This window comes from Paenibacillus sp. ALE3, assembly GCF_054113405.1.
The window spans coordinates 5,222,501-5,246,997 of the sequence record NZ_CM134214.1 but is presented as its reverse complement, the minus strand read 5'-3'; the positions used below and the strand labels follow the sequence as shown (position 1 = coordinate 5,246,997).

Here is a 24,497-nt window from a genome sequence, read left to right as displayed (position 1 = left end):
CTTTTTGTCCTCCTGACTGCCAAGGTGCAGCGGGAGGATTTCACATCACGGATATAGGAGTGAAATGAGATGAATAACATGCAGTTATTTGATTTAACGAATGCGCAAAAGCGTATATGGTATACCGAATTACTCTACCCGGATACGTCCGTATCACAGCTATCTGGTACAGCCAAGATGAAGGGTCATATTCATATCGCTGCCTTCATGCAGTCCATCAATTTGATTATCAAACAGTATGATGCGTTCCGCATTCGTATTACCTCAGTGGATGGAGTACCTAAGCAGTATGTCGTTCCTTATGAAGAGAGACAGTTGGAGTGTCTGGATCTTACCCACATCGAAAGCATTTCCGAGGTCGAAGCCTTGCTTGAGCAGCACAAAAGCAAACCTTTGCCATTATTGGACTCTGAACTCTTCCAGTTTTTAATTGTAAAGATTAGTGAGGAAGAATATTGGATTAATATCAAAATGCACCATATCATTTCTGACGGGATTTCTATGGTGGTCTATGGCAATCAACTGATAGCCTTTTATATGGATTTAATTCAAGGAAATGAACCTAAGCTGAGCGATGATTGCTCTTATATTGAATATATTGCAGATGAGAACGCCTATGAGCTTTCTGATAGATACCAGAAGGATAAAGCGTACTGGCTGGACAAATTTTCTGATTTGCCTGAACTGACAGGTTGGAAATCATATAATCCGTTATCGCTAAGTACCCAAGCTGTTCGGGAGCATTTTACTGTGCCAGAGGCGCTATATCGCGAGCTACAGGCATTTTGCCAGCAAAACAGGATTTCTCTGTTCCAATTCTTCATGGGTGCGATGTATATCTACATACACAAAGTGACGAATCAGCCGGATGTGGTGATCGGCACCTCGTTCGCTAACCGGGGGAACAAGAAAGAGAAGCAAAAGATCGGTATGTTTGTCAGCACGGCCGCAGCCAGAACCTACGTTGACAAGGATGTAGAAGTGTTGAGTTTCCTGCAGGATGTAGCCAGGGACCAAATGTCAGTCTTGCGACATCAGAAATATCCATACAATCAGTTAATTCAGGATCTTAGAGAAATGCACGGCAACAAGGATATTCAGCGGCTTTTTGGTGTTTCCATGGAATACCGCCTTATCAACTGGGTCGATTTGGATGACGTGCGCATTTTGACGGATTATGATTTTTGCGGCGATGAAGTGAATGATTTTGTGCTTCATATCGTGGAGATCTTGGATGAAGGCGAGCTGGTACTGGATATCGATTATCGGACGAAGCTGTTCGAACGCAGTGAAGTAACGGACATGGTGTCCCAGCTGCTTACGATCGCCGAGCAAATCATTCATACACCGCAGCTTACCATCGCAGAGGTAAACCTCTTGGGAGAAGCAGAGGAGCAATCCATTCTGGCTCTTTCGGAAGGTGATGTAGTGGATTACCCGCGTGAGAAAACGATTCATGGCTTATTCGAGGAACAAGCCGCGCGCACGCCGGACCATGTAGCTGTTCAGATGGGCGAGCAGAGCATTACATACCTAGCTCTAAACGAGCAGGCTAACCAGCTTGCGAGATATTTACGCACTGAAGGCGTGGGTGCAGATGTACTCGTGGGGATTATGGCTGATCGTTCCCTAGAGATGGTCATCGGCATGTTGGCGGTTTTGAAGGCAGGAGGGGCCTATGTGCCAATTGATCCTGACTATCCTGAAGAACGTATTCGTTACATGCTAGAGGATTCAAGAGTCCGCTTATTGCTCACCCAAAGCCATCTATGGGAGAGTACCACGTTTGACGGGAAGCTTGTGAGTTTGGACGAAGCCGCAACGTATACAGGAGATGCTTCCAATCTGGAGAGCATTTCGGGACCAAGTCATTTGGCCTATGTTATCTACACATCGGGTACAACTGGCAAGCCAAAGGGAACGCTGATCGAGCATAAAAATGTAGTTCGTCTGCTCTTTAATGATAACAATTTATTTGATTTCAGTTCCCAGGATACATGGACGCTATTCCATTCGTTCTGCTTTGATTTCTCTGTATGGGAGATGTATGGAGCGCTTCTTTACGGAGGGAAACTGGTAATTGTCCCATCCCTTACAGCCAAGAGCCCGGCAGCTTTCCTGGAGCTGTTGAAAGACAATCAAGTTACTATTTTGAACCAGACGCCGACCTATTTTTATCAGGTGATACAGGAAGAATTAGCGCACTCATCCACAGAGCTTAGCCTTAGAAAAATTATTTTTGGCGGAGAGGCCTTGAGCCCATCTCTTCTGAAAAACTGGCGGGCAAAGTATCCTGGTGTGCAATTGATTAACATGTACGGAATTACAGAAACAACGGTTCATGTCACCTACAAGGAAATCACAGAACATGAGATTGAAGCAGGCAAAAGCAATATTGGTAGAACCATTCCAACGCTTAGCGCTTATATCTTTGATGAGCACAGACGCCTGCAGCCTGTCGGGGTTCCGGGGGAGCTATACATTGCGGGGGACGGTCTGGCCCGTGGGTATTTGAACCGACCAGATTTGACGGCTGAAAAATTTGTAGAACATCCGTATCGGGCGGGTGAACGCTTGTATCGAACCGGGGACCTGGCTCGTTGGTTGCCTGACGGTAATATTGAATATTTGGGCCGGATCGACCATCAGGTCAAAATTCGCGGCTACCGAATTGAGCTGGGCGAGGTCGAAGCCCAAATTCTCAAGGCTCCGGACGTACGGGAAACGATTGTCCTCGCGCGGGACGATGAACAGGGGCAAAAATTGCTGTGCGCCTACTATGTAGCCTCCAGCGATCTTTCGCCGGGGGAATTGCGGTCTCAGTTGGCAACGGAATTACCAGCTTACATGATTCCCTCATATTTTGTCCGGCTGGAGCAAATGCCGCTTACACCTAATGGCAAGCTGGATCGCCGTGCATTGCCAGCACCTGAAGGCAGCGTACAATCCAGCGAGGATTACCTGGCTCCAAGAACTGCAGTGGAAGCACAATTGGTTCTCATCTGGCAGGATATCCTGGGAGTTGCCCGCGTGGGCATCCGCGATAATTTCTTTGAGATCGGTGGTCATTCTCTACGGGCAACATTGCTCGTTACGCGGATTCGCAAAGAGCTGGGATGCAGCATTTCACTGCGTGAAGTATTTCAATCGCCTACGGTTGAATCCCTGGCACGACTGGTAAAAGAACGTATTCCAACTGTGTACGAGTCCATCCCACAGGCTGAAGAAAGCGAAGCATACCCGGTGTCCTCATCGCAAAAGCGGTTATACGTGCTGAGACAGATGGACGGGGGAGAGCTCAGCTACAATATGCCGGGGGCCTTCACCGTGGACGGGCCGTTGGATCGCGTACGGCTGGAGTCTGCGTTCAAGGCACTGATCCAGCGTCATGAATCGCTGAGAACCGGCTTTTATATGCAGGATGGAGAGCTTGTTCAGCATGTGCATAAGGATGTTCCGTTCGCGTTGGGCTACACAGAGGCTTCGGCGGAGGAGACGGATACGCTCATTCACAGCTTTACCCGTGCTTTTGATCTGAGCCAGGCTCCATTGCTTCGCGTTAGCTTAGTGAAGCTACAGGAGGAGCGTCATTTGTTGCTGTTTGATATGCACCATATCATTTCAGATGGTGTTTCCATTCAAATACTGGTGAAGGAACTCACGCAATTATATCAAGGAGAACAACTACCGGAACTGCATATTCAATACAAGGATTATGCGGTATGGCAACGGGAACAGTCGGAAAGAGAATGGCAAGACCTTGAAGCGTATTGGCTGCAAACCTTTGAAGGAGAGTTGCCAGTATTGGATTTGCCTACGGACTTCCAGCGCCCTTCGGTTCGGAGCTTCGAGGGTAGCCGAATTGATTTTACATTGGACGAGTCTGGCAATAAGGCGATACAAGAGCTTGTATCCAGTACAGGTACTACACTGTACATGGTATTGCTGGCCGCTTATTCGGTGTTGCTGCACAAATATACGGGGCAGAAGGATATCGTCGTAGGTTCTCCAGTAGCCGGCAGACCACGGGCGGAGCTTGAGGGCATCATTGGGATGTTTGTCAATACACTGGCCTTGCGCAGTTACCCGGCAGGAGAGAAAACCTTTCAGGATTATCTTCTGGAAGTCAAGGAAACAGCACTCAAGGCGTTCGAGCATCAGGATTACCCTTTTGAAAAATTGGTCGAAAAACTGGGCGTAGGACGTGATGTGAGCCGCAATCCGATCTTTGACACCCTGTTGGTATTACAAAATACGGAGCAAGAAGAGCAGGACATGGATGGAGTGCACTTTACTCCTTACCCAATGGACACCGTCACAGCCAAGTTTGATTTGTCCCTTAATGTAGAGGAGAAGGGTGCTGAACTAGCCTTTGGCCTTGAGTATAGTACGGCTTTGTATCGGCGGGAAACTGTAGAGCGATTGGCAACGCACTTGCTTCGGGTTCTGCATGCAGTCGCGGCTAATCCTCAGTTGCAACTGGCCGAGATTGAGATGATCACACCAGAGGAGAAAGTACAGATCATTGAAGTATTCAACGCGACAGCTACTCCTTATCCAAGGGATAAGACTATTCATGAGTTGTTCGCTGAACAAGTCAAGCGTACACCGGAGCAGACGGCACTGGTATTCGGCGATGTCCGATTAACGTACCTTGAATTGGAAGATAAGGCACGCCGATTGGCCCAAACACTGCGTCGTTTGGGGACACTAAGGGAGCAACCAGTGGCTATTATGGGCGGACGGAGTATCGAGATGGTGGTTGGTATGCTCGCAGTGCTTCAGGCTGGTGGAGCCTATGTGCCGATCGATCCTGATTACCCGGAAGATCGGGTTCGTTATATGCTCGAAGATTCCGATGCCAAGCTACTACTGGTACAAAAGGGCGAGCTTATAAATGTAGACTACGGTCTACCGATTGTTGACCTCAGCAGTGCAGAGGCTTATGCGTCTGAGCCTGTCCAAGCTGAGGAGGTAGTTCAGGGACCACAGGGACTCGCTTATGTTATCTATACATCGGGTACGACAGGTAGACCGAAGGGCGTTATGGTTGAACACCGGAACGTGGTCCGTCTGGTCAAAGAAACCAATTATGTGGAACTAAACGAATCCACGCGAATTTTGCAGACAGGAGCCGTGGCCTTCGATGCCTCGACCTTTGAGATATGGGGGGCATTGCTTAACGGCGGACAGCTTTATTTTGTGGAGAACGATGACATCCTAATTGCCGATCGGCTTAAAGCAGCTATTGCCAAATACGGAATTACAACCATGTGGCTTACTTCACCGCTTTTTAATCAGCTTTCACTGCAGGATGAGTACCTGTTCAGAGGACTGAAAGCATTGCTGGTAGGTGGTGACGTACTGTCCATATCTCATATAAACCGTGTCATCGAGGCTAATCCTGATCTTGTCCCTATCAATGGCTATGGTCCGACAGAAAATACGACCTTCTCCACCACCTACAAGATTCCGGGTCGTGTTGAAGGGGGCGTGCCGATTGGTCGCCCGATTAGTAACTCGACCGCTTATGTAGTCAATGAATCGCTGCAATTACAGCCCATTGGTGCTTGGGGCGAGTTGATTGTCGGCGGTGAAGGTGTAGCGCGCGGATATCTCAATCGTCCTGACCTCACAGCAGAAAAATTTGTCCCTAGTCCTGTTAAGGAAGGGGAACGCTGCTACCGAACTGGTGATTTGGTTCGCTGGCTTCCAGATGGGAACCTGGAGTTTAAGGGAAGAATTGATGAGCAGGTCAAAATACGCGGTTACCGTATCGAACTCCCCGAAATCGAGGCTCAATTAGCCAAGGTGGAGTCAGTAGTTGAAGCCGTAGTCGTCGTTCGTGCAGATGAGCTTGGAGAGAAGCAGCTTTGCGCTTATTATGTGGCGGACCGTGCGCTCACGGCAGGCGAAGTACGCCTTGCCCTATCGCAGGTACTTCCGGGCTATATGATGCCATCCTACTTTATCCAGATGGATCGTATGCCATTAACATCAAACGGAAAAGTAGACCGCAGGTCTCTGCCAGCTCCGCAAGTAGGTGCGCATACAGGACGGAAGTATACAGCTCCTCGTACACCGGCTGAAGAAGCTTTGGCGTCTGTCTGGCAAGGGGTGCTGGGTGCTGAACAGGTGGGTATCCATGACAATTTCTTTGAATTGGGCGGAGATTCCATCAAGGCCATTCAGGTGTCGTCACGGTTACTGCAGGCTGGCTATCGGTTAGAGATGAAGCAACTGTTCAAATCCCCAACCATTGCCGAGCTAGGTGCAGAAATACAAACGGCTGTGCATATGGCTGAACAGGGAGTTGTGCGTGGAGCGGCTCGCTTGACTCCAGTCCAGCAGTGGTTCTTTGGGCGGAATCAGGCAGAGCCTCATCACTTTAATCAAGCGGTCATGCTGTATCGTGAAGAGGGATTTGAGGAAAAGGCTTTGAATCATGTGCTGAGAAAATTGGCCGAGCACCATGACGCCCTTCGTATGGTTTTCCGTCAGACCGAGCATGGCTACGAGGCTTGGAACCGTGATCTTGAAGAAGGAGAGCTGTATAGTCTGTTCACTGCTGATTTACGGAACGAATCCAACCCAGTTGCAGCCATTACAACGCTGTCGGACGACATCCAGCGCAGCATCAATCTGGCAGAAGGTCCGCTGATGAAGTTAGGGCTTTTCCATTGTCAGGATGGCGACCACCTGCTGATTGTGATCCACCATTTGGTGGTGGACGGAGTATCCTGGCGGATTTTGTTTGAGGATATCGCAGCAGGCTATGAGCAGGTGATTCAAGGACAAGCACTGACATTCCCGCAGAAGACGGATTCCTTCCGTGACTGGGGAGATGCCCTTGCCCGTTATTCGGAAAGCCCAGAAATCGAGATTCATCGGGTGTATTGGAGAGAACTGGGGGATCAACCGCTCGAGCAGTTGCCGAAGGATGAGGCTGTGGAAAGCCTTTTACTGAAGGATAGCGAAATGGTGACAGCAGAGTGGACTGTGGAAGAAACCGATCAACTGTTGAGAAAAGCCCATCGTGCTTACCAAACGGAAACGAACGATCTGCTATTGGCCGCTCTGGGCATGGCGGTATCTAAGTGGTCTGGCATTGGCAAGATTGCTGTGAATCTTGAAGGGCATGGTCGTGAACCGATTGTGCCGAATATCGATATTACCCGTACTGTCGGCTGGTTTACAAGTCAGTACCCAGTCATTTTAGACATGGGAAATAATACTGAATTGTCAGCCTTGATCAAGTCTGTGAAAGAGGGGCTACGCCGTATTCCGAATAAAGGTATCGGGTATGGGTTGCTCAAAACGATGGCCAGTCAGGAGGACGCAGACAGTTTCAACTTGCAGCCTGAGATTTCTTTTAACTATCTGGGGCAGTTTGATCAGGATTTGCAAGGAAGCTCGTTGCAGGTTTCTCCTTATCCAACCGGAAGCGCGCAAAGCTTGCTGGGAGAGTCAGCCTATACGCTAGATATCAATGGTATGGTGACAGACGGAGCCTTGACTCTGACGATGAGTTATAACGGAAAACAGTATAAGTCATCCACAATGAAACAGCTCGCTGGATATATCGAAGAAAGCCTACGGCTGCTGCTTCAGCATTGTGTAACCCAGGAAAGAACTGTATTGACGCCAAGTGACGTGCTTGCCAAGGGACTGAGTATTGCTGATCTGGAGGAGCTTTCTAAGCAGACCAATCACATAGGCGATATTGAGAATGTATACAGTCTGACGCCGATGCAGAAGGGCATGCTGTTTCATGATATGTTCGAGCCGCATACAGGGGCTTATTTTGAACAGGCCGCCTTTGACTTTAAGGGTAGCTTTGATCCGACCGCTTTCGGACACAGTCTGGATGCAGTGGTGGAGCGCCATGCTATCCTGCGTACGAACTTCTACAGCGGATGGGGCGGTGAGCCTTTACAGGTTGTATTCCGGCATAGAGGCGCCAAATTGGTGTATGAAGACCTGCGTGAGATGAATGCATCGCAGCGTGAAGCTTACCTGAAGACATTTGCGGCTAAGGATAAAGCGCAGGGCTTCAACCTGGCTGAAGATGAGCTTCTGCGTGTATCGATTCTGCACACAGATGAAGAGAGCTTCCGTCTCTTGTGGAGCTTTCACCACATCGTCATGGATGGGTGGTGTGTTCCATTAATTACACAGGAGGTGTTTGAACACTATTTTGCCCTCCTGGAAGGAAGAGAGCCTCAGCTGGCAGAGGTTCAGCCGTATAGCCGGTATATTGAATGGCTGGAACAGCAGGATGAGGCAGCTGCGGCCGACTATTGGAGCCGATATCTGGCCGGTTACGAACAACAGACGCTTTTACCTCAAGTCGATGGAGCAGCTAAAAGAGAAGGTTATGTAGCAGAGAAGCTGAATTATCCTGTCAGCAGGGAATTGACTGAACGCCTGGAAAAGGTGGCCAGAGATGCTCATGTTACGATGAATATATTGCTGCAGTCTATCTGGGGCGTTGCGCTTCAACGCTATAACGGTAGTCGGGATGTTGTATACGGAAGTGTGGTATCAGGCAGACCAGCTGAAATCCCAGGTATTGACCGGATGATCGGTCTGTTCATTAATACCATTCCAGTTCGTGTGAAGACGGAAGAAAATCTCCCCTTCACAGTCCTGATGAAGCAACAGCAGGAGCAGTATATGGCTTCTCATATGTACGATACCTACCCGTTGTTTGAAATCCAGGCTCAGACGGACCAAAAGCAGGATCTCATCTCTCATATTATGGTATTTGAGAACTATCCTGTGGAAGAGGAAGTAGAACGTCTGGGAGGTGGCGAGGCTGCCTTTGAGATTGAGGAAGCGGAGCTTCTTGAACAAACGAATTACGATTTTAACTTAATTGTTCTACCGGGCAAAGAGATGAGATTGTTGTTCCAATACAATGCGCTCGTCTATGATCCAGCCACGATCGAACAAATCAAGGGCCACTTGTTCCACCTGATGGAACAAATTGTGGAGAATCCTGCAATTTCCGTGGATGCTCTGGAATTGGTTACACCACAGGAGAGAGAGCAGATTCTGAACGTATGGGGAGACACGGGGGCCAGTTCCAAACACCGTACTACGTTTCACGGGCTGTTGGAGGAGCAGGCAGGTCGAACGCCGGACGCCACGGCCATTGTATTTGAGAACGAGGTACTGACCTACGCCGAGCTGAACGCAAAAGCCAATGGATTGGCGAGAAGACTGCGCGCTGAAGGAGTCAAAACGGGAGACCTGGTGGGGCTGATTGTTGAACGGTCAACCGATATGATCGTTGGGATGTACGGCATTATGAAAGCCGGAGGCGCCTACGTTCCTATTGATCCAGAGTATCCGAAAGAGCGGATCAACTACATGCTTGAGGATTCGGGGACGAAGATGATCCTTGCTCAAGCTCATCTGCTGGAGCATAGAGGCTGGACGGGGAATGTCCTGTTGCTGGATGAACCGTCGACCTATGATGCCGACACTTCGAATTTGAAGGATACGGCCGACCCTGATGATTTGGCTTACGTGATCTATACCTCAGGCACGACAGGTCGGCCTAAGGGCGTATTAGTGGAACACCGGGGACTACAAAATCTGTCGGACGTATACCGCGGACTCTTCGAAGTTACACCGCAGGATCGGATTGTTCAGTTTGCAAGCCTGTCGTTCGATGCATCGGTTTCGGAAATTTTAACGACATTGAGCCACGGAGCTACTCTGTGTATTCCTTCTACACAAGAGATTTTGGATCATGCTTTGTTCGAGCAGTTCATGAACGATAAGGGGATTACGGTAGCGACTTTGCCACCAGCCTACGCTATCCATCTCGAGCCAGAGCGTCTGCCGACACTGCGATGCCTGCTAACAGCTGGGTCAGCCACATCGGTCGAATTGATCGAAAAGTGGAGAAAGCATGTACAATACTTCAATGCATATGGTCCAACTGAGGACTCCGTATGCACTACCATATGGAATGCCCAGAACAGTGAAGAAACCGTAGGAATCGTATCCATTGGACAACCAATTGCCAACCATCGTGTGTATATCTTGGATGACCATTTCAGATTGCTGCCTGTCGGCGTAGCTGGAGAACTGTGCATTTCGGGTATCGGGTTAGCACGGGGGTACCATAACCGCCCTGAGTTAATGGATGAGAAATTTGTGGACAATCCGTATGCTCCAGGAGAGCGTATGTATCGGACGGGCGACCTGGTTCGCTGGTTACCGAATGGAACCATCGAGTACCTAGGTCGAATAGATCATCAAGTCAAAATTCGTGGCTATCGGATCGAGCTGGGCGAGGTCGAAGCACATATGCTCAGAGTGCCGTCCGTTCAGGAAGTCGTGGCTTTGGCTGTGGAGAGTGATGACGGCTACAAGGATCTAGTCGCTTACTTCGTAGCTGCTCAGAAACTTGAGGTATCCGAGCTCCGAGCAGATCTGTCGGAGATGCTGCCTGGATATATGATCCCTTCTCGCTTCATACAACTGGAGGACATGCCTTTAACGTCGAACGGAAAAATAGATCGAAAAGCGCTGCAAGGCGAGCGTGGATGGGCAGTGACTTCATCTGAGGCTCCACAGACACCTGTAGAAATCCAATTAGCCGAAATCTGGCAAGAGGTGCTCGGTGTAGAGAGCGCGGGAGTAAAGGATAATTTCTTCCATTTTGGAGGCCATTCACTGCGTGCAGCTCTGCTAGTCTCACGAATTCGTAAGGAGATGAATCGCGAGATTAGTCTAAGAGAAGTGTTCGAGTCGCCTACCATTGAAGGATTGGCTCGGGCCATTGAAGGCTATACACCGCTGAATTTCGAAGAAATTCCTACAGCCGAAGCACGCGAGCACTATCCATTGTCCTCAGCCCAAAAACGGCTGTTTATCCTTAGTCAGCTGGAAGGTGGAGAGCTGAGCTACAATATGCCAGGTATCCTTACGGTTGAGGGAGACCTGAATCGGGAACGGCTGGAGCAGGCATTCCGTCGTCTGATTCGTCGTCATGGTTCACTGCGCACCCGTTTTGTGACCGTTAACGGTGAACCTGTACAGCAAATCCTACCGGATGTTCCGTTTACGGTGGAATATGCGGAGTTGAGCGAGTCAGAGGCAGAAGCTACCCTTCAGCAATTTGTCCGTCCTTTCGATCTTGGTGAAGCTCCATTGCTGCGGGTGGGTCTGATTCGAATTGCACATGAGCGCCATTTACTGTTGTTTGACATGCATCATATTGTCTCAGATGGGGTTTCTATGAATATTCTCATAGAGGAGTTTCTCCGTTTCTACCAAGAAGAGGACGTATTGCCTGCGCTACAAATCCAGTACGCAGATTATGCGGTATGGCAGCAAGAGCAGCTCGGAAGAGAGCGTCTCAAAGCCCAGGAAGCTTACTGGCTGGATGCATTCCGCGGAAGCTTGCCAGTGCTGGATTTGCCAGTGGACGAAGTTCGTCCTGCGGTACGAAGCTTTGCGGGAGATCGGATTGACTTCCAGATTGATGCTTCTCTGAGCGCTTCACTTCAGGAGCTGGCTACCCGAACAGGTTCTACGCTGTTCATGGTGCTGCTGGCAGCCTATACGACGCTCTTGCATAAGTACACGGGTCAGGAAGATGTCATTGTCGGTTCACCAGTGGCGGGAAGATCCCATGCCACACTCGAAGGTCTCATCGGTATGTTCGTAGGCACAGTGGCACTGCGTACTTATCCAGAGGGCGAAAAGTCCTTCGAGGCTTACTTGCAGGAAGTGAAGGAAACAGCCCTGCGGGCCTATGAAAACCAGGATTATCCGTTCGAGGAGCTGGTAGAGAAGCTGCAGCTTCAGCGTGACCTAAGTCGTAACCCACTATTTGATACCATGTTTGTTCTGCAAAATATCGAGCAGGGAGAACAAGAAATCGAGGGATTGCGTTTCACTCCTTACGATCATGTACATCCTGCTGCCAAGTTTGACCTCACACTGACGGTGAGCGAAGCGGATGGGACATTGAACTGCACGCTGGAATACGCGACTGCAATCTACAAGCGGGAGACCGCTGAGCGGATGGCAGGCCACTTTGTACAGCTTATTCAGGAAGCTATCGCCAATCCGGGATTGTCGTTGTCATCCCTTGATATCGTGACACCGCAGGAAAAATCGATGTTGATGAAAGATGCGGACGAAGCCAAAGCAGATTATCCTCGTGACAAAACGATTCATGCACTGTTCGAGGAACAGGCTGTTCGTAATCCGGATGCAATAGCAGTCGTATGTGAAGAGGCAACCCTGTCTTATAGCGAGCTGAATGAGCGGGCCAACGGACTTGCCAGAACACTGCGCGAGCGTGGTCTGCAACCAGATGGTCTGGTTGGAATCATGGCGGATCGTTCCCTTGAAATGGTCGTTGGGATTTTGGCCATCTTGAAGGCAGGCGGGGCTTATGTCCCTGTCGACCCTGAATATCCGGAGGACCGCATTCGCTTTATGCTTGAGGATTCGGGAGCCAAGCTGCTGCTGACACAAGCGCATCTGGAGACACGTATCTCCTTCACCGGGGACATCGTTAATCTGGACGAGGCGGCTTCCTACAAGGAAGATGTATCAAATCTGGAGCCTACGGCTGGACCGAATCATCTTGCCTACGTTATCTACACATCGGGTACGACAGGCAAGCCAAAGGGAACGCTGATCGAGCACAAAAATGTAGTCCGCTTGCTCTTTAATGATAAAAATATGTTTGATTTCGGTCCTCAGGATACGTGGACGCTGTTCCATTCGTTCTGTTTCGACTTCTCCGTATGGGAGATGTACGGGGCATTGCTGAACGGAGGTCGTCTAGTCATCGTTCCATCGCTTACTGCGAAGAGCCCAGAGCGTTTCTTGCAGTTGCTTAAGGACCAGAAGGTTACCGTGTTGAACCAGACGCCAACATACTTCTATCAGTTACTACAAGAAGAACTTAGTCATCGCGCGGCAGAATTGAGTCTTCGCATGATTATCTTCGGCGGGGAGGCATTAAGCCCGGCCTTGCTCAAGGACTGGAGAGCGAAATATCCGCAAGTGCAGCTCATCAACATGTATGGCATCACGGAAACGACCGTGCATGTAACGTATAAGGAAATTACGGAACTGGAAATTGGACAGGGCCGCAGCAATATCGGTATACCGATTCCGACACTACGTGCGTACATTCTGGATGAACAACGCCGTCCACAACCGATTGGCATTCCGGGTGAACTCTATGTGGCGGGCGAAGGCCTGGCGCGTGGCTACCTGAACCGACCGGAATTGACGGAAGAGAAGTTTGTAGCTCATCCGTTTGAAGCGGGCGAGCGTATGTACCGCTCAGGTGACTTGGCACGCTGGCTGCCGGATGGCAGCATGGAGTATCTCGGACGGATTGACCATCAGGTTAAAATTCGGGGTTACCGCATTGAGCTGGGCGAAGTGGAGGCGAAGCTGCTCCATGCTCCGTCTGTAAGGGAGGCCGTTGTGCTTGCCCGAGAGGATGGAATTGGACAAAAAGTGCTGGTCGGCTATTTTACTGCGGATCAGATGCTGACGGTAGGCGAATTGAGAAAAGCCTTGGCTGCTGAACTGCCGGCTTATATGATTCCATCTTACTTTATGCAATTGGAACAGATGCCGTTGACGCCAAATGGCAAGCTGGATCGCAAAGCGCTTCCGGCTCCAGAGGCCAATGTGCAGACTGGAGCGGTGTATGAAGCGCCGAGGAACGCAGCTGAGGAAGCTTTGGCTTCCGTATGGCAAGGTGTGCTGGGAGCACAGCAGATCGGTATCCATGATCATTTCTTCGATCTGGGTGGTGACTCTATTAAGGCGATTCAGGTATCCTCCAGATTGTTCCAGTCTGGATACAAATTAGAGATGAAGGATCTCTTCAAATATCCGACCATTGCCGAGCTAAGCCCGTATCTTCAAGTAGCTGGGCGCACAGCAGAGCAGGGTGAAATCAAAGGTGCAGCGGAGTTAATGCCAATTCAGCGCTGGTTCTTTGAACGCCACACAGCAGAGCCGCATCATTACAATCATGCTGTCATGCTCCATCGGAAAGACGGCTTTGATGAGGCTGCACTCCGGTTAACAATGGACCAAATTGCGATCCATCATGATGCGCTGCGTATGGTTTTCCGGCCTACAGAAGCTGGATACGCGGCCTGGAATCGGGGAATTGACGAAGGCGAACTTTACACATTGGACATCGCCGATATGCGACAGGCAGATGACGAGGCAGCTGCTGTTCAAGCCCAGGGCGATGCCATACAGGCAAGCTTCCACTTGGAAGCCGGCCCTCTGTTCAAGCTAGGCTTGTTCCATTGTAAGGATGGCGATCATTTGTTGATTGTCATTCATCACCTCTTGGTTGACGGCGTGTCCTGGCGCATCCTGTTTGAGGACATTGCAACAGGATACGAGCAGGCGTTGAACGGACAAGTGATTGTTCTTCCGCAAAAGACCGATTCGTATCTTGTATGGTCCGAGCAAGCGGCGAAGTATGCAGCAGGCCCTGCTCTGGACAAGGAACGTTCATACTGGCAGCAGATTGAGGAGACGATTCTGACTCCACTGCCAAAGGATCAGGATCAGGAGCCGGGCACCATTCGGGATACCGAGTCGGTTACGGTAACGTGGTCTGCTGAAGAAACCGACCTGCTGTTGCGACAAGCAAACCGGGCTTATCATACGGAGACGAATGATTTGCTCTTGACTGCGCTGGGAGCAGCTATTCAGCGCTGGACAGGCATGGAACAGATTTTGGTTAACCTTGAAGGGCATGGCCGGGAAATGATCGTACCAGATCTGGATATTACCCGTACCGTGGGCTGGTTCACCACCCAATACCCTGTTCTGCTGAACGTGCAAGGTGGGCAGGAAGTATCTGCCCAAATCAAGCGCATCAAGGAGAATTTGCGAGAAGTTCCGCACAAAGGCATCGGCTACGGTCTGCTGAAGTATATGGCACCGGAAAAAGGTACTCGATTCAGCGTAGAACCGGAGGTTTCCTTCAACTACCTTGGACAGTTTGATCAGGATTTGGAAGGCAATGCTCTTAGCCTGTCTACACATTCAGTCGGTAAGGCGCTCAGTGATCACACACCACAGCAATATGCTCTGGATGTGAATGGCATGATTGCCGAAGGCCAGCTATCACTGACGATTACGTACAGCAACAGGCAGTACCGTAAGGAGACGGTAAGTCATTTTGCTGAATTATTACAGTCAAGTCTTAGCGAGGTCATCCAGCATTGTGTGACTCAGGAGCGTTCGCAGCTTACGCCGAGTGATGTTCTGTTCCAAGAACTGACCCTGGAGCAGCTTGATCGACTCACAGCCCAAACGACCCATATTGGAGAGATTGAGGATGTGTACAAGCTAACGGCAATGCAGAAGGGCATGCTCTTCCACAGCTTGCTGGAGCCGGACTCCTCTTCATACTTTGAGCAGGCAACGTTTGAGCTACGTGGCAGCTTCGATGTAGATATCTTCTTCGAGAGCTTCCAGGCTTTGGCGCAACGACATGCCATATTGCGTACCGGCTTTTACAACAATATCACTGATGTACCGCTGCAAGTTGTCTTTAAGCAACGGCCAATCCCTCTGAACTACGTAGATTTGCGTGCCGGTACGTTGCAGGAGCAAGAAGCCCAAATTCAGGCTTATACTACTGAAGATATGGCTAAGGGATTCAGCTTGTCAGAAGATCCGCTGATGCGAGTGACTGTCATGCAAAAAGAACAAAGCCACCTTGTATTGTGGAGCTTCCATCATATTGTCATGGATGGCTGGTGCATCCCGATTATTACACAGGAGCTGTTCGATTATTATTCTGCCCTGCGTCAGCAAGTACAGCCTGTACTACCACCGGCTCAGCCCTACAGCCGTTATATAGAATGGCTTGATGCACAGGATGATCAAGAGTCTTCAACATATTGGAGCCAATATCTCGAAGACTATGACGGCAATACCGTATTGCCGGAAGCTAAAACGAAATCTCAAGCTAAAGTAGAGGGCTACGTTCTGAATGAGCATGTTCTCCATTTGGGTACAGCCTTGACCCGCAAAATGGACGTTGTCGCGAAGCGCAATCATGTGACGGTCAACACACTCATGCAGACAGCCTGGGGACTGATTCTCCAGCGTTACAATGCCAGCTCGGATGTAGTTTTCGGCGGTGTTGTATCGGGTAGACCTGCCGAGATTGCAGGGATCGAGAATATGGTGGGTCTGTTTATTAATACAGTACCTATCCGTGTACAGTCATCCAAAGACGAGGCCTTCGTCGAGGTGATGAAACGTACACAGGCACATTCGTTGGCTGGTCGTGCCTACGACACTTATCCGCTGTATGAGATTCAGGGGAAAACAACTCAAAAGCAAGACCTGATTTCTCATATTATGATCTTTGAAAATTATCCGCTTGACGAACAGGTAGAACAGTCGGGTAATCAAACAGAGGACAATCTCGAAGTCGCCAACTTCGCCATGTTTGAGCAAACCAACTATGACTTTAACCTGGTTGTCATTCCAGGCGAGGACATTAAGGTCTGCATTCGCTACAATGCTTCGGTCTACGAGCAAGAAAGTATTGCGCGAATCGGAGGACATTTGTTGCAAATGCTCGATCAGGTAGCTACTCGTCCGCAAGCAACGATACAGGAGCTGGAGATTGTAACAACAGAGGAACGGACGAACCTGCTAGACTGGGGTGGCAAGGCTCATGTCTATCCAAGTGATCAGGGTCTGCACACCTTGTTTGAAGAACAGGTTGCCCGTACGCCGGATAAGATTGCGGCAATAAGCGGTGACATCCAGATCACGTATCGGGAGCTGAACGAGCGGGCAAACAGACTGGCTTCGACCTTGATAGCCCAAGGACTGCGGAGCGAACAAGTAGTGGGTCTATTGGCGGATCGATCAGTGGAACTGCTGGTTGCCATTATGGGCGTGCTCAAAGCGGGCGGAGCCTATGTACCGATTGATCCTGAATATCCGCAGGAGCGGATACAGTATATTCTGAAGGACTCTGGCGCTGAGATTCTGCTCACCCAGAGCCACCTGACGAAGCTAGCTTTCTTTGAGGGAATGGTTATGGAATTGGATTCTCCGCACATCTACGGAACTGGAGCGAATAATCCTAATGTTCCTGTGAGAGGAAACGACTTGGTGTATTTAATCTATACTTCGGGTACAACAGGAAATCCGAAGGGAACCATGATTAACCATAAAGGAATCGTGAACTACATCTGGTGGGCCAATAAAGTCTATTGTGCAGGGCAACCAACGGACTTCCCGCTGTATTCATCCATTTCGTTTGACTTAACGATGACGTCAATGTTTACTCCGTTAATAAACGGAGGAATAGTACGGATTTATGATGGTATAGATAAAGCGGAGGTTGTTCAGCATATTTTGCGCGAAAATGCGGTCGATATTCTCAAGCTGACGCCGACACATCTCAGTCTCATAAAAGACATGACCATTCCAGCGGAAAGTCGCATTCAGCAGCTCATTGTGGGTGGAGAGAATCTGACCACGCATTTGTCAAAAACGATTACCGACCTCTTTGGCGGCAACATCAAGATTTACAATGAATACGGTCCAACCGAAACCGTCGTCGGCTGCATGATTCACCTGTACGATCCTGCGAAGGATACACGGGAATCCGTACCGATTGGATTGCCGTCCGATAACATATACATTCATATCTTGGATGAACAGCTTCGTCTCGTACCGTTAGGTGTGGAGGGCGAAATGTACATCGCCGGGGACGGAGTAGCCCGTGGATACCTGAACCGTCCGGATCTTACCGCCGAAAAATTCATTAGGAATCCGTTCGCCGCGGAAGGAAATATGTATCGGACCGGAGATTTAGCTCGTCGCCTTCCTAATGGAGACATTGAGTACATTGGGCGTATTGACCATCAAGTCAAAATCCGGGGCTATCGTATTGAGCTTGGTGAGATTGAGGCCAAGTTGCTGGATATGCCACTTGTTGAGGAAGCTCTCGTTGTTGCGTGGGCAGATGCCAATGGACAGAAGTCTCTATGTGCTTACTTTGTAGCGGATCGGGAAATGTCTGTCAGCGAGCTGAGAAATGAACTGTCTGCTGAACTGCCTGCATATATGATTCCGTCTTACTTTGTCCAAATGGACGTAATGCCTTTGACACCGAATGGCAAGCTGGATCGCAAGGCACTGCCTGAACCAAACGTGGGTGTGAAGGCAGGAGCTGCCTTTGCTGCTCCGCGGACGGATGTGGAGAACATTTTGGCTTCGATTTGGCAAGGTGTGCTCGGCGTGCCGCTTGTTGGCATACATGATAATTTCTTTGAACTTGGAGGCGACTCGATCAAATCGATTCAGGTTTCATCAAGACTTCTCCATGCAGGCTACAAGCTGGAAATGAAGGACTTGTTCAGCTATCCAACAATTGCTGAACTGGCTCAGCGCGTTAGAGCGGTCAGCCGAATTGCAGATCAGCGCGAGGTACACGGAACGGTAAAACTAGGACCTGCCCAGCGCAGATTTTTCGAAGAGCAGTCAAAGGATCTACATCACTTTAATCAGTCGGTTATGCTGTACCGACGTGAAGGCTTTGATACCGATGCGCTCGCCAAGGTTATTCAAAAAATTGCAGAGCACCATGATGCGCTGCGACTGGTGTTCCGCCAAGGAGAGCACGGAGTAGAAGCCTGGAACCGTAGCTTGGGAGAAGGTGAACTGTACAGCCTCCAAATCCACGATTTGCGGGATGAAAAAGATCCGGCTTTGGCAATAGAAGCAGGTGCAGAAGCCATTCAGCGCAGCATCTCTCTGGAGGATGGACCTCTCTTTAGACTAGGTCTGTTCCGCTGTACGGAAGGCGAACATTTGTTGATCGTTATTCATCACTTGGCTGTGGATGGCGTATCCTGGCGTATTCTCTTTGAGGACCTACAGGAAGGCTACGAGCAGGCAGCACGTGGAGAAGCGGTCAAACTTCCACAGAAGACGGATTCGTACCGTGCATGGGTTGATGGAATCACGCAATACGCCAACAGCCCGGCGGCTGAACAAGAACGCAGCTTTTGGGCAGAGGTGGAAGGAGAGGGATTTGCCCTTCTTCCAAAAGACAAGGTGGACGTTACTCTTCTTATAAAAGACAGCGAGGCTGTTACGGTAACATGGTCGGCAGAAGAGACAGAGCAGTTCTTGAAAGAGGCGAATCGCACTTACAATACGGAAGTTAACGATCTGCTCTTGACGGCCCTCGGTATGGCAGTTCAAGAGTGGACAGGGATCGAACGTGTAGGCATCCTGCTGGAAGGACATGGACGGGAGCCTGTAGTACCAGAATTGGATATCACTCGCACGATAGGCTGGTTTACAAGTCAGTATCCTGTCGCCCTTGAGATGGGAGGCGAAATGGAGATCGGCGCCAGAATCAAGCGTATTAAGGAAGATCTGCGTCGTATCCCGAACAAAGGTGTAGGATATGGTATTTTGAAATATTTGAGCGACGTATCGGTTGGCTCCTCCTTCTCGGCAGAACCGGAGATTATCTTCAACTACCTAGGGCAGTTTGACCAGGATCTTGCAGAGGGAACGATGGAGGTATCACCTTACTCGGCAGGATCTGAGGTCAGTGAGCAGATGGTGCAGCATCAGGCATTGAACATCAATGGGCTGATTACCGAAGGACAGCTTCAGCTTTCGGTCAGCTATAACCATCAGCAGTTCCATGCAGATTCGGTAGAGAAGTTTGTCGGTATCCTGAAGGAGCGTCTCAGTGAAGTTATTGGGCACTGTGTGCGCAAGGAAAGAACCGAACTTACACCAAGCGATGTACTCCTCAAAGATATCAGCTTGGAGGAAATCGAGGAGCTGGAAGAGCAGACACGGCACATCGGTAGCATTGAAAATATGTATAAACTTACACCAATGCAAAAGGGAATGTTGTTCCACAGCTTGCTGGAGCCTCATTCAGAGGTCTACTTTGAGCAGGCCACATTTGAAATCCAGGGAGTGTTCTATCCTGAGGATTTCAAACGCAGCTTACAGCATCTGATGAAACGGCATGCCATATTGAGAACGAATTTCCATGCCGGATGGGGCGATTTCCCCATACAGATTGTGTTCAAAGAAAGAGCATGCGATTTCGTATACGAGGATTTGCATGAGCTGGAATCCAGTGAAATAGAAGTGCGTCTTGCAGCTTACATTGCCCAAGACAAAGCAAGAGGCTTTGATCTTGCGAACGAAGCCTTGCTGCGTGTTGCTATTCTACGTACTGCAAAAGAGCATTACCATCTGTTGTGGAGCTCTCATCACATCATTTTGGATGGCTGGTGTATGCCGCTTGTGCTTCAGGAAGTGTTTGAAACATACGGAGCTCTACGTGAGCAAAAGGAACCTGAGCTTCCTGCAGCAGCATCGTACAGCCAGTACATTCAATGGTTGGAGAAACAAGGCGAGGAAGAGGCATCCTCTTACTGGAGAGGATACCTGGAAGGCTACGAGCAGCAGACGAAGCTGCCACAGGCTATTACACAGCCATCGGCCAAAGCAGAAGCCTACTTGTCAGAGAAGCTGGTATTCACGTTGGATGCGGAATTGACCGAGCGCCTGGAACAAGTGGCCAAGCAGCACCAGGTGACGATGAACACACTGATGCAAGCAGCCTGGGGAATCGTGTTGCAACGCTATAATAGAAGCCAGGATGTCGTCTTCGGAAGTGTGGTATCAGGCAGACCTGCCGAGATTCCGGGTATCGAAAGCATGATCGGTCTCTTCATTAATACAGTTCCAGTTCGGGTTCAAGCCGAGGGAAGCGAATCGTTCTCGCATGTAATGAAGAGACAGCAGGAATTATATTTGGCAGGACATGCTTATGATTCCTATCCGCTCTATGAGATTCAGGCACAGAGCGAACAAAAGCAAGATTTGATTTCCCATATCATGGTATTTGAAAATTACCCGGTAGAAGAGCATCTGGAAGAGAAAATTGCCAATGATGAGGCCGAATACAAAATTACGGATGTTCAGATGTTTGAACAGACGAATTATGACTTTAACCTCATTGTGCTGCCGGGACGTAGTCTAGAGTTCTTGTATCGTTATAATGCTCGTGTCTATGACCGGGAGAGCGTGGAACGGATTCAAGGACACTTGACGAAAATTCTGACAAGCGTATCTGTACAACCTGCTATCCGTATTGATGAGCTGGAGCTGATTACGCCAGAAGAGAAATCACAAATTATAGAGGTATGGGGAGACACAGCAGCTCCTTATCCGCGTGAGAAGACCCTTCACGGTATATTTGAGGAAAAAGCTGTGCTCACACCGGATCATACAGCACTTATTTTCGGCGAAACGGAGCTTACCTACGGAGAACTTCATCAGCAGGCCAACCGCCTCGCACGTACGCTGCGTGCGCAAGGGGTCAGACCGGATCAGCCAGTCGGCATCATGGTCGAGCGTTCGCTTGAGATGATCATAGGCATCCATGCCATTCTAAAAGCGGGCGGCGCTTATGTTCCGATTGATCCGGAATTCCCTGAGGATCGTATTCGCCACATGCTGGAGGATTCGGGAGCGAAGCTGCTGCTGACGAAGAGCCATCTCAAAGATCGTTTCCCATTCACTGGCACGATCCTGGCACTGGATGATCCGCAGGCGTATCATGCGGATGACTCCAATCTGGAGCCAATTGCAGGGCCAGAGCATCTGGCGTATATCATTTACACGTCGGGTTCAACCGGCAAGCCGAAAGGTGTAATGATTGAGCATCGCTCCGCCGTCCATACACTGAGTCAGTTGGAAGCTGAATATCCGATGTTGGCAGGTGACCGATTCCTGCTTAAAACGACATTCACCTTCGACTTCTCTGTGCCGGAGCTGTTCTGCTGGTTCTTTGGACAGGGGACGCTCGTAATCCTGCCGCAGGGCGTGGACAAAGATCCGGTGGCACTGCTGGAGGCTGTAGATACGAACCAAATCACGCATCTTAATTTGGTGCCTTCGATGCTCAGCGTGCTCGTTCAATATTTGAAAGAAAGCAGTACCCAAGGATTCCTTACTCTGAAGTATTTGTTTGCCTGCGGCGAGACTCTGCCTGCCAAGCTTGTGGAAGAGTACTATAAAGTGTCTCCTTATGCAGTACTGGAGAACATCTACGGTCCTACGGAAGCGGCTGTATATGCGACTCGATATACAACGAGTCCTGAGACTGCGACTCTAACGCATGTGCCTATCGGCAAACCGTACGCTAACGTCCAAGTATGGATGATGGATAGCGCTGCTCAGTTATCACCAGTAGGTGTACCGGGAGAACTATGCATTGCAGGTGAAGGGGTAGCGAGAGGGTACTTCAACCAGCCGGACCTGACGGCAGAGAAGTTCATTCCTCATCCATACAAGCCAGGAGAACGGATTTACCGAACAGGCGATTTGGCCCGGTGGTTGCCAGACGGGAATATTGAGTATTTGGGACGGATCGATCACCAGGTAAAAATCCGCGGTTACCGCATTGAGCTGGGAGAAGTGGAAGCACAAATTCTGAGGGTGCCGTCGGTACAAGAAGCGGTTGTTCTAGCACTGGCTGACTCCAGCGGAAGTACTCAGCTTTGCGCATACTTTGTAGCCGAGGAAGGGCTCGCAGCCGGCGTTCTACGCGAGGCACTGGGCAGCGAGCTGCCAAGCTATATGATTCCGTCTGCTTTCGTACAGCTCGCACAAATGCCGCTGAATCCAAATGGCAAATTGGATCGTAAAGCGCTACCGGCACCAGAAACCCTTCTGCGGAGCACAGCGGAGTATATCGCGCCACGTACGCAGACAGAAGTAGAGCTTGCTCAGATTTGGTCCGAGGTGCTCGGCGTACAGGAAATCGGGATCAGAGATCATTTCTTCGAGCTTGGGGGCCATTCCCTGAAAGTGTTGGGCTTGATCCAAAGGATCTCATCCAGTATGGGCGTCCATCTCCCACTCCAGGTCGTGTTTAATCTGCCGACTGTGGAAGAAATGGCACATGAAATTTTCAAGCTGCAGGCAACAAATGCTGCCGATGAACAAGAGATGGAGATTATCCACTTCCCAGGGAAAGGAACGCTTAAAGTATTTTGCTTCCCTCCTCGGGTAGGTCACTCTCTGGGGTACTATGAGATGGCCAAGGAGCTGGATGGGCTTTGCGAGGTGTACGGGATGGAATTTATCGGCGACCGTTTCCAGGGTCAAGATATGCTGGATCGATACATCGATGCCATCGTGGATATTCAAGCAGAGGGCCCATATATATTCTTGGGATACTCACTTGGAGGAAATCTTGCCTTTGAGGTAGCTAAAGCCATGGAAATCCGAGGTCACCATGTTGGCGACATTATTATGGTAGATGCTATGAGAAAGATGTCCAAGGATGAATCGACACCAGAGGAGCTTGAAGAGATTGTCGAGACAGTGCTGGACAGCATTAGAGAGCAGTACAAAGCATTCCTCGCAGATCCAGCGGACAGGGAGCGAGTCATGGACAAAATGTTGGTTTACTCCACCTACCGCGATGAGCTTATTAACGCAGGTGAAGTTCATGCGAATATCCATGCTATGATTGCAGAGGATGATAGTATTGGTCCGGATACATCATTAGATAAATTGTTATGGCAACAGGCAACACTTGGCCAATACAAAGAATACGGGGTCATCGGAACGCATGATGTGCTGCTTGATTCCGGTTTTGTTGGGGAAAATGCTAAAGTACTGAGAGAAATACTTGGTAAAATTGCAGAAGCTTCAACTAAAAACAAACCTATTTTGTCCTGAGAACAATCAACAAAATAGTAGTGGGCAGCAAAGACGCCCGGGTTCCTTCATATATAGGAGGGACCCGGGCGTCTTTTTTATTTTATGAAATCCTCAACATGCAGAGAGTAGTGCCTCTAATGATCAGTGTTTGTTTTAGCAACGGTTGACCGAGAATAATGGATATTGGAGATGAGCTCACGGATGACTTGAATGACAAGCTCTGGTTGATCATGAATAATCATATGCTCGCTCTTCTTGGCAACAATAAATTTACTATTGGTAGAGATATTGAGCATCTCGCGTTGCCCAATTTGCCAGCTTTGTTCGATCTGATCATTTCCACGCTTGCTAATACCAAACTGAGTTAAATCTTGCTGAATGCCTCGGGCTATCACACGCACAGGGAGGTTACCCAAATGCTGGCCGCGTATGGCATCTTCGGTAGTGCTCGCCAGATCACCCTCCTCGGCAACAGAGCGGAAGTACTTAGGGGAAGCAACAATATTCACAAAAGATTTTCTATCTCGATACTCCACCCGTCCGTTTAGCATAAAATTGGGAAACAGACGGAAAGCCCCTGCTTTTTCTAGGAGAATGGATATGAGTGGCGAGGGATTGCCCTTAGGTCTTTCTTTGGCATAGATCTTATTGGTCCGGCGAGCATCATTCTCAGGCCTAGCATCCACTAGAACCAGTCCTGCTACTTCGTTTCTGTA

General features: G+C 49.5%; 2 protein-coding genes (1 of these 2 cut by a window edge). One reads left to right on the top strand and one right to left on the bottom strand.

Annotated features, from left to right (window positions below):
- Positions 1 to 69 precede the first annotated feature (69 nt).
- Positions 70 to 23,799 carry a non-ribosomal peptide synthase/polyketide synthase gene (locus ACXHJ2_RS23500; RefSeq protein ID WP_165083865.1) on the top strand — a complete coding sequence of 7,910 codons (23,730 nt, stop codon included), beginning with the start codon at positions 70 to 72 and terminating at the stop codon, positions 23,797 to 23,799.
- Positions 23,800 to 23,915: 116 nt separating this feature from the next.
- On the opposite strand, the gene ACXHJ2_RS23495 is transcribed toward ACXHJ2_RS23500, so the two are convergent.
- Positions 23,916 to 24,497 carry the 3' portion of an alpha/beta hydrolase gene (locus tag ACXHJ2_RS23495; RefSeq protein WP_013368720.1) on the bottom strand. The gene runs 453 nt beyond the window's last position, so the window shows 582 of its 1,035 coding nt (coding positions 454–1,035); its start codon lies off the right edge, out of view; it ends in the stop codon at positions 23,916 to 23,918.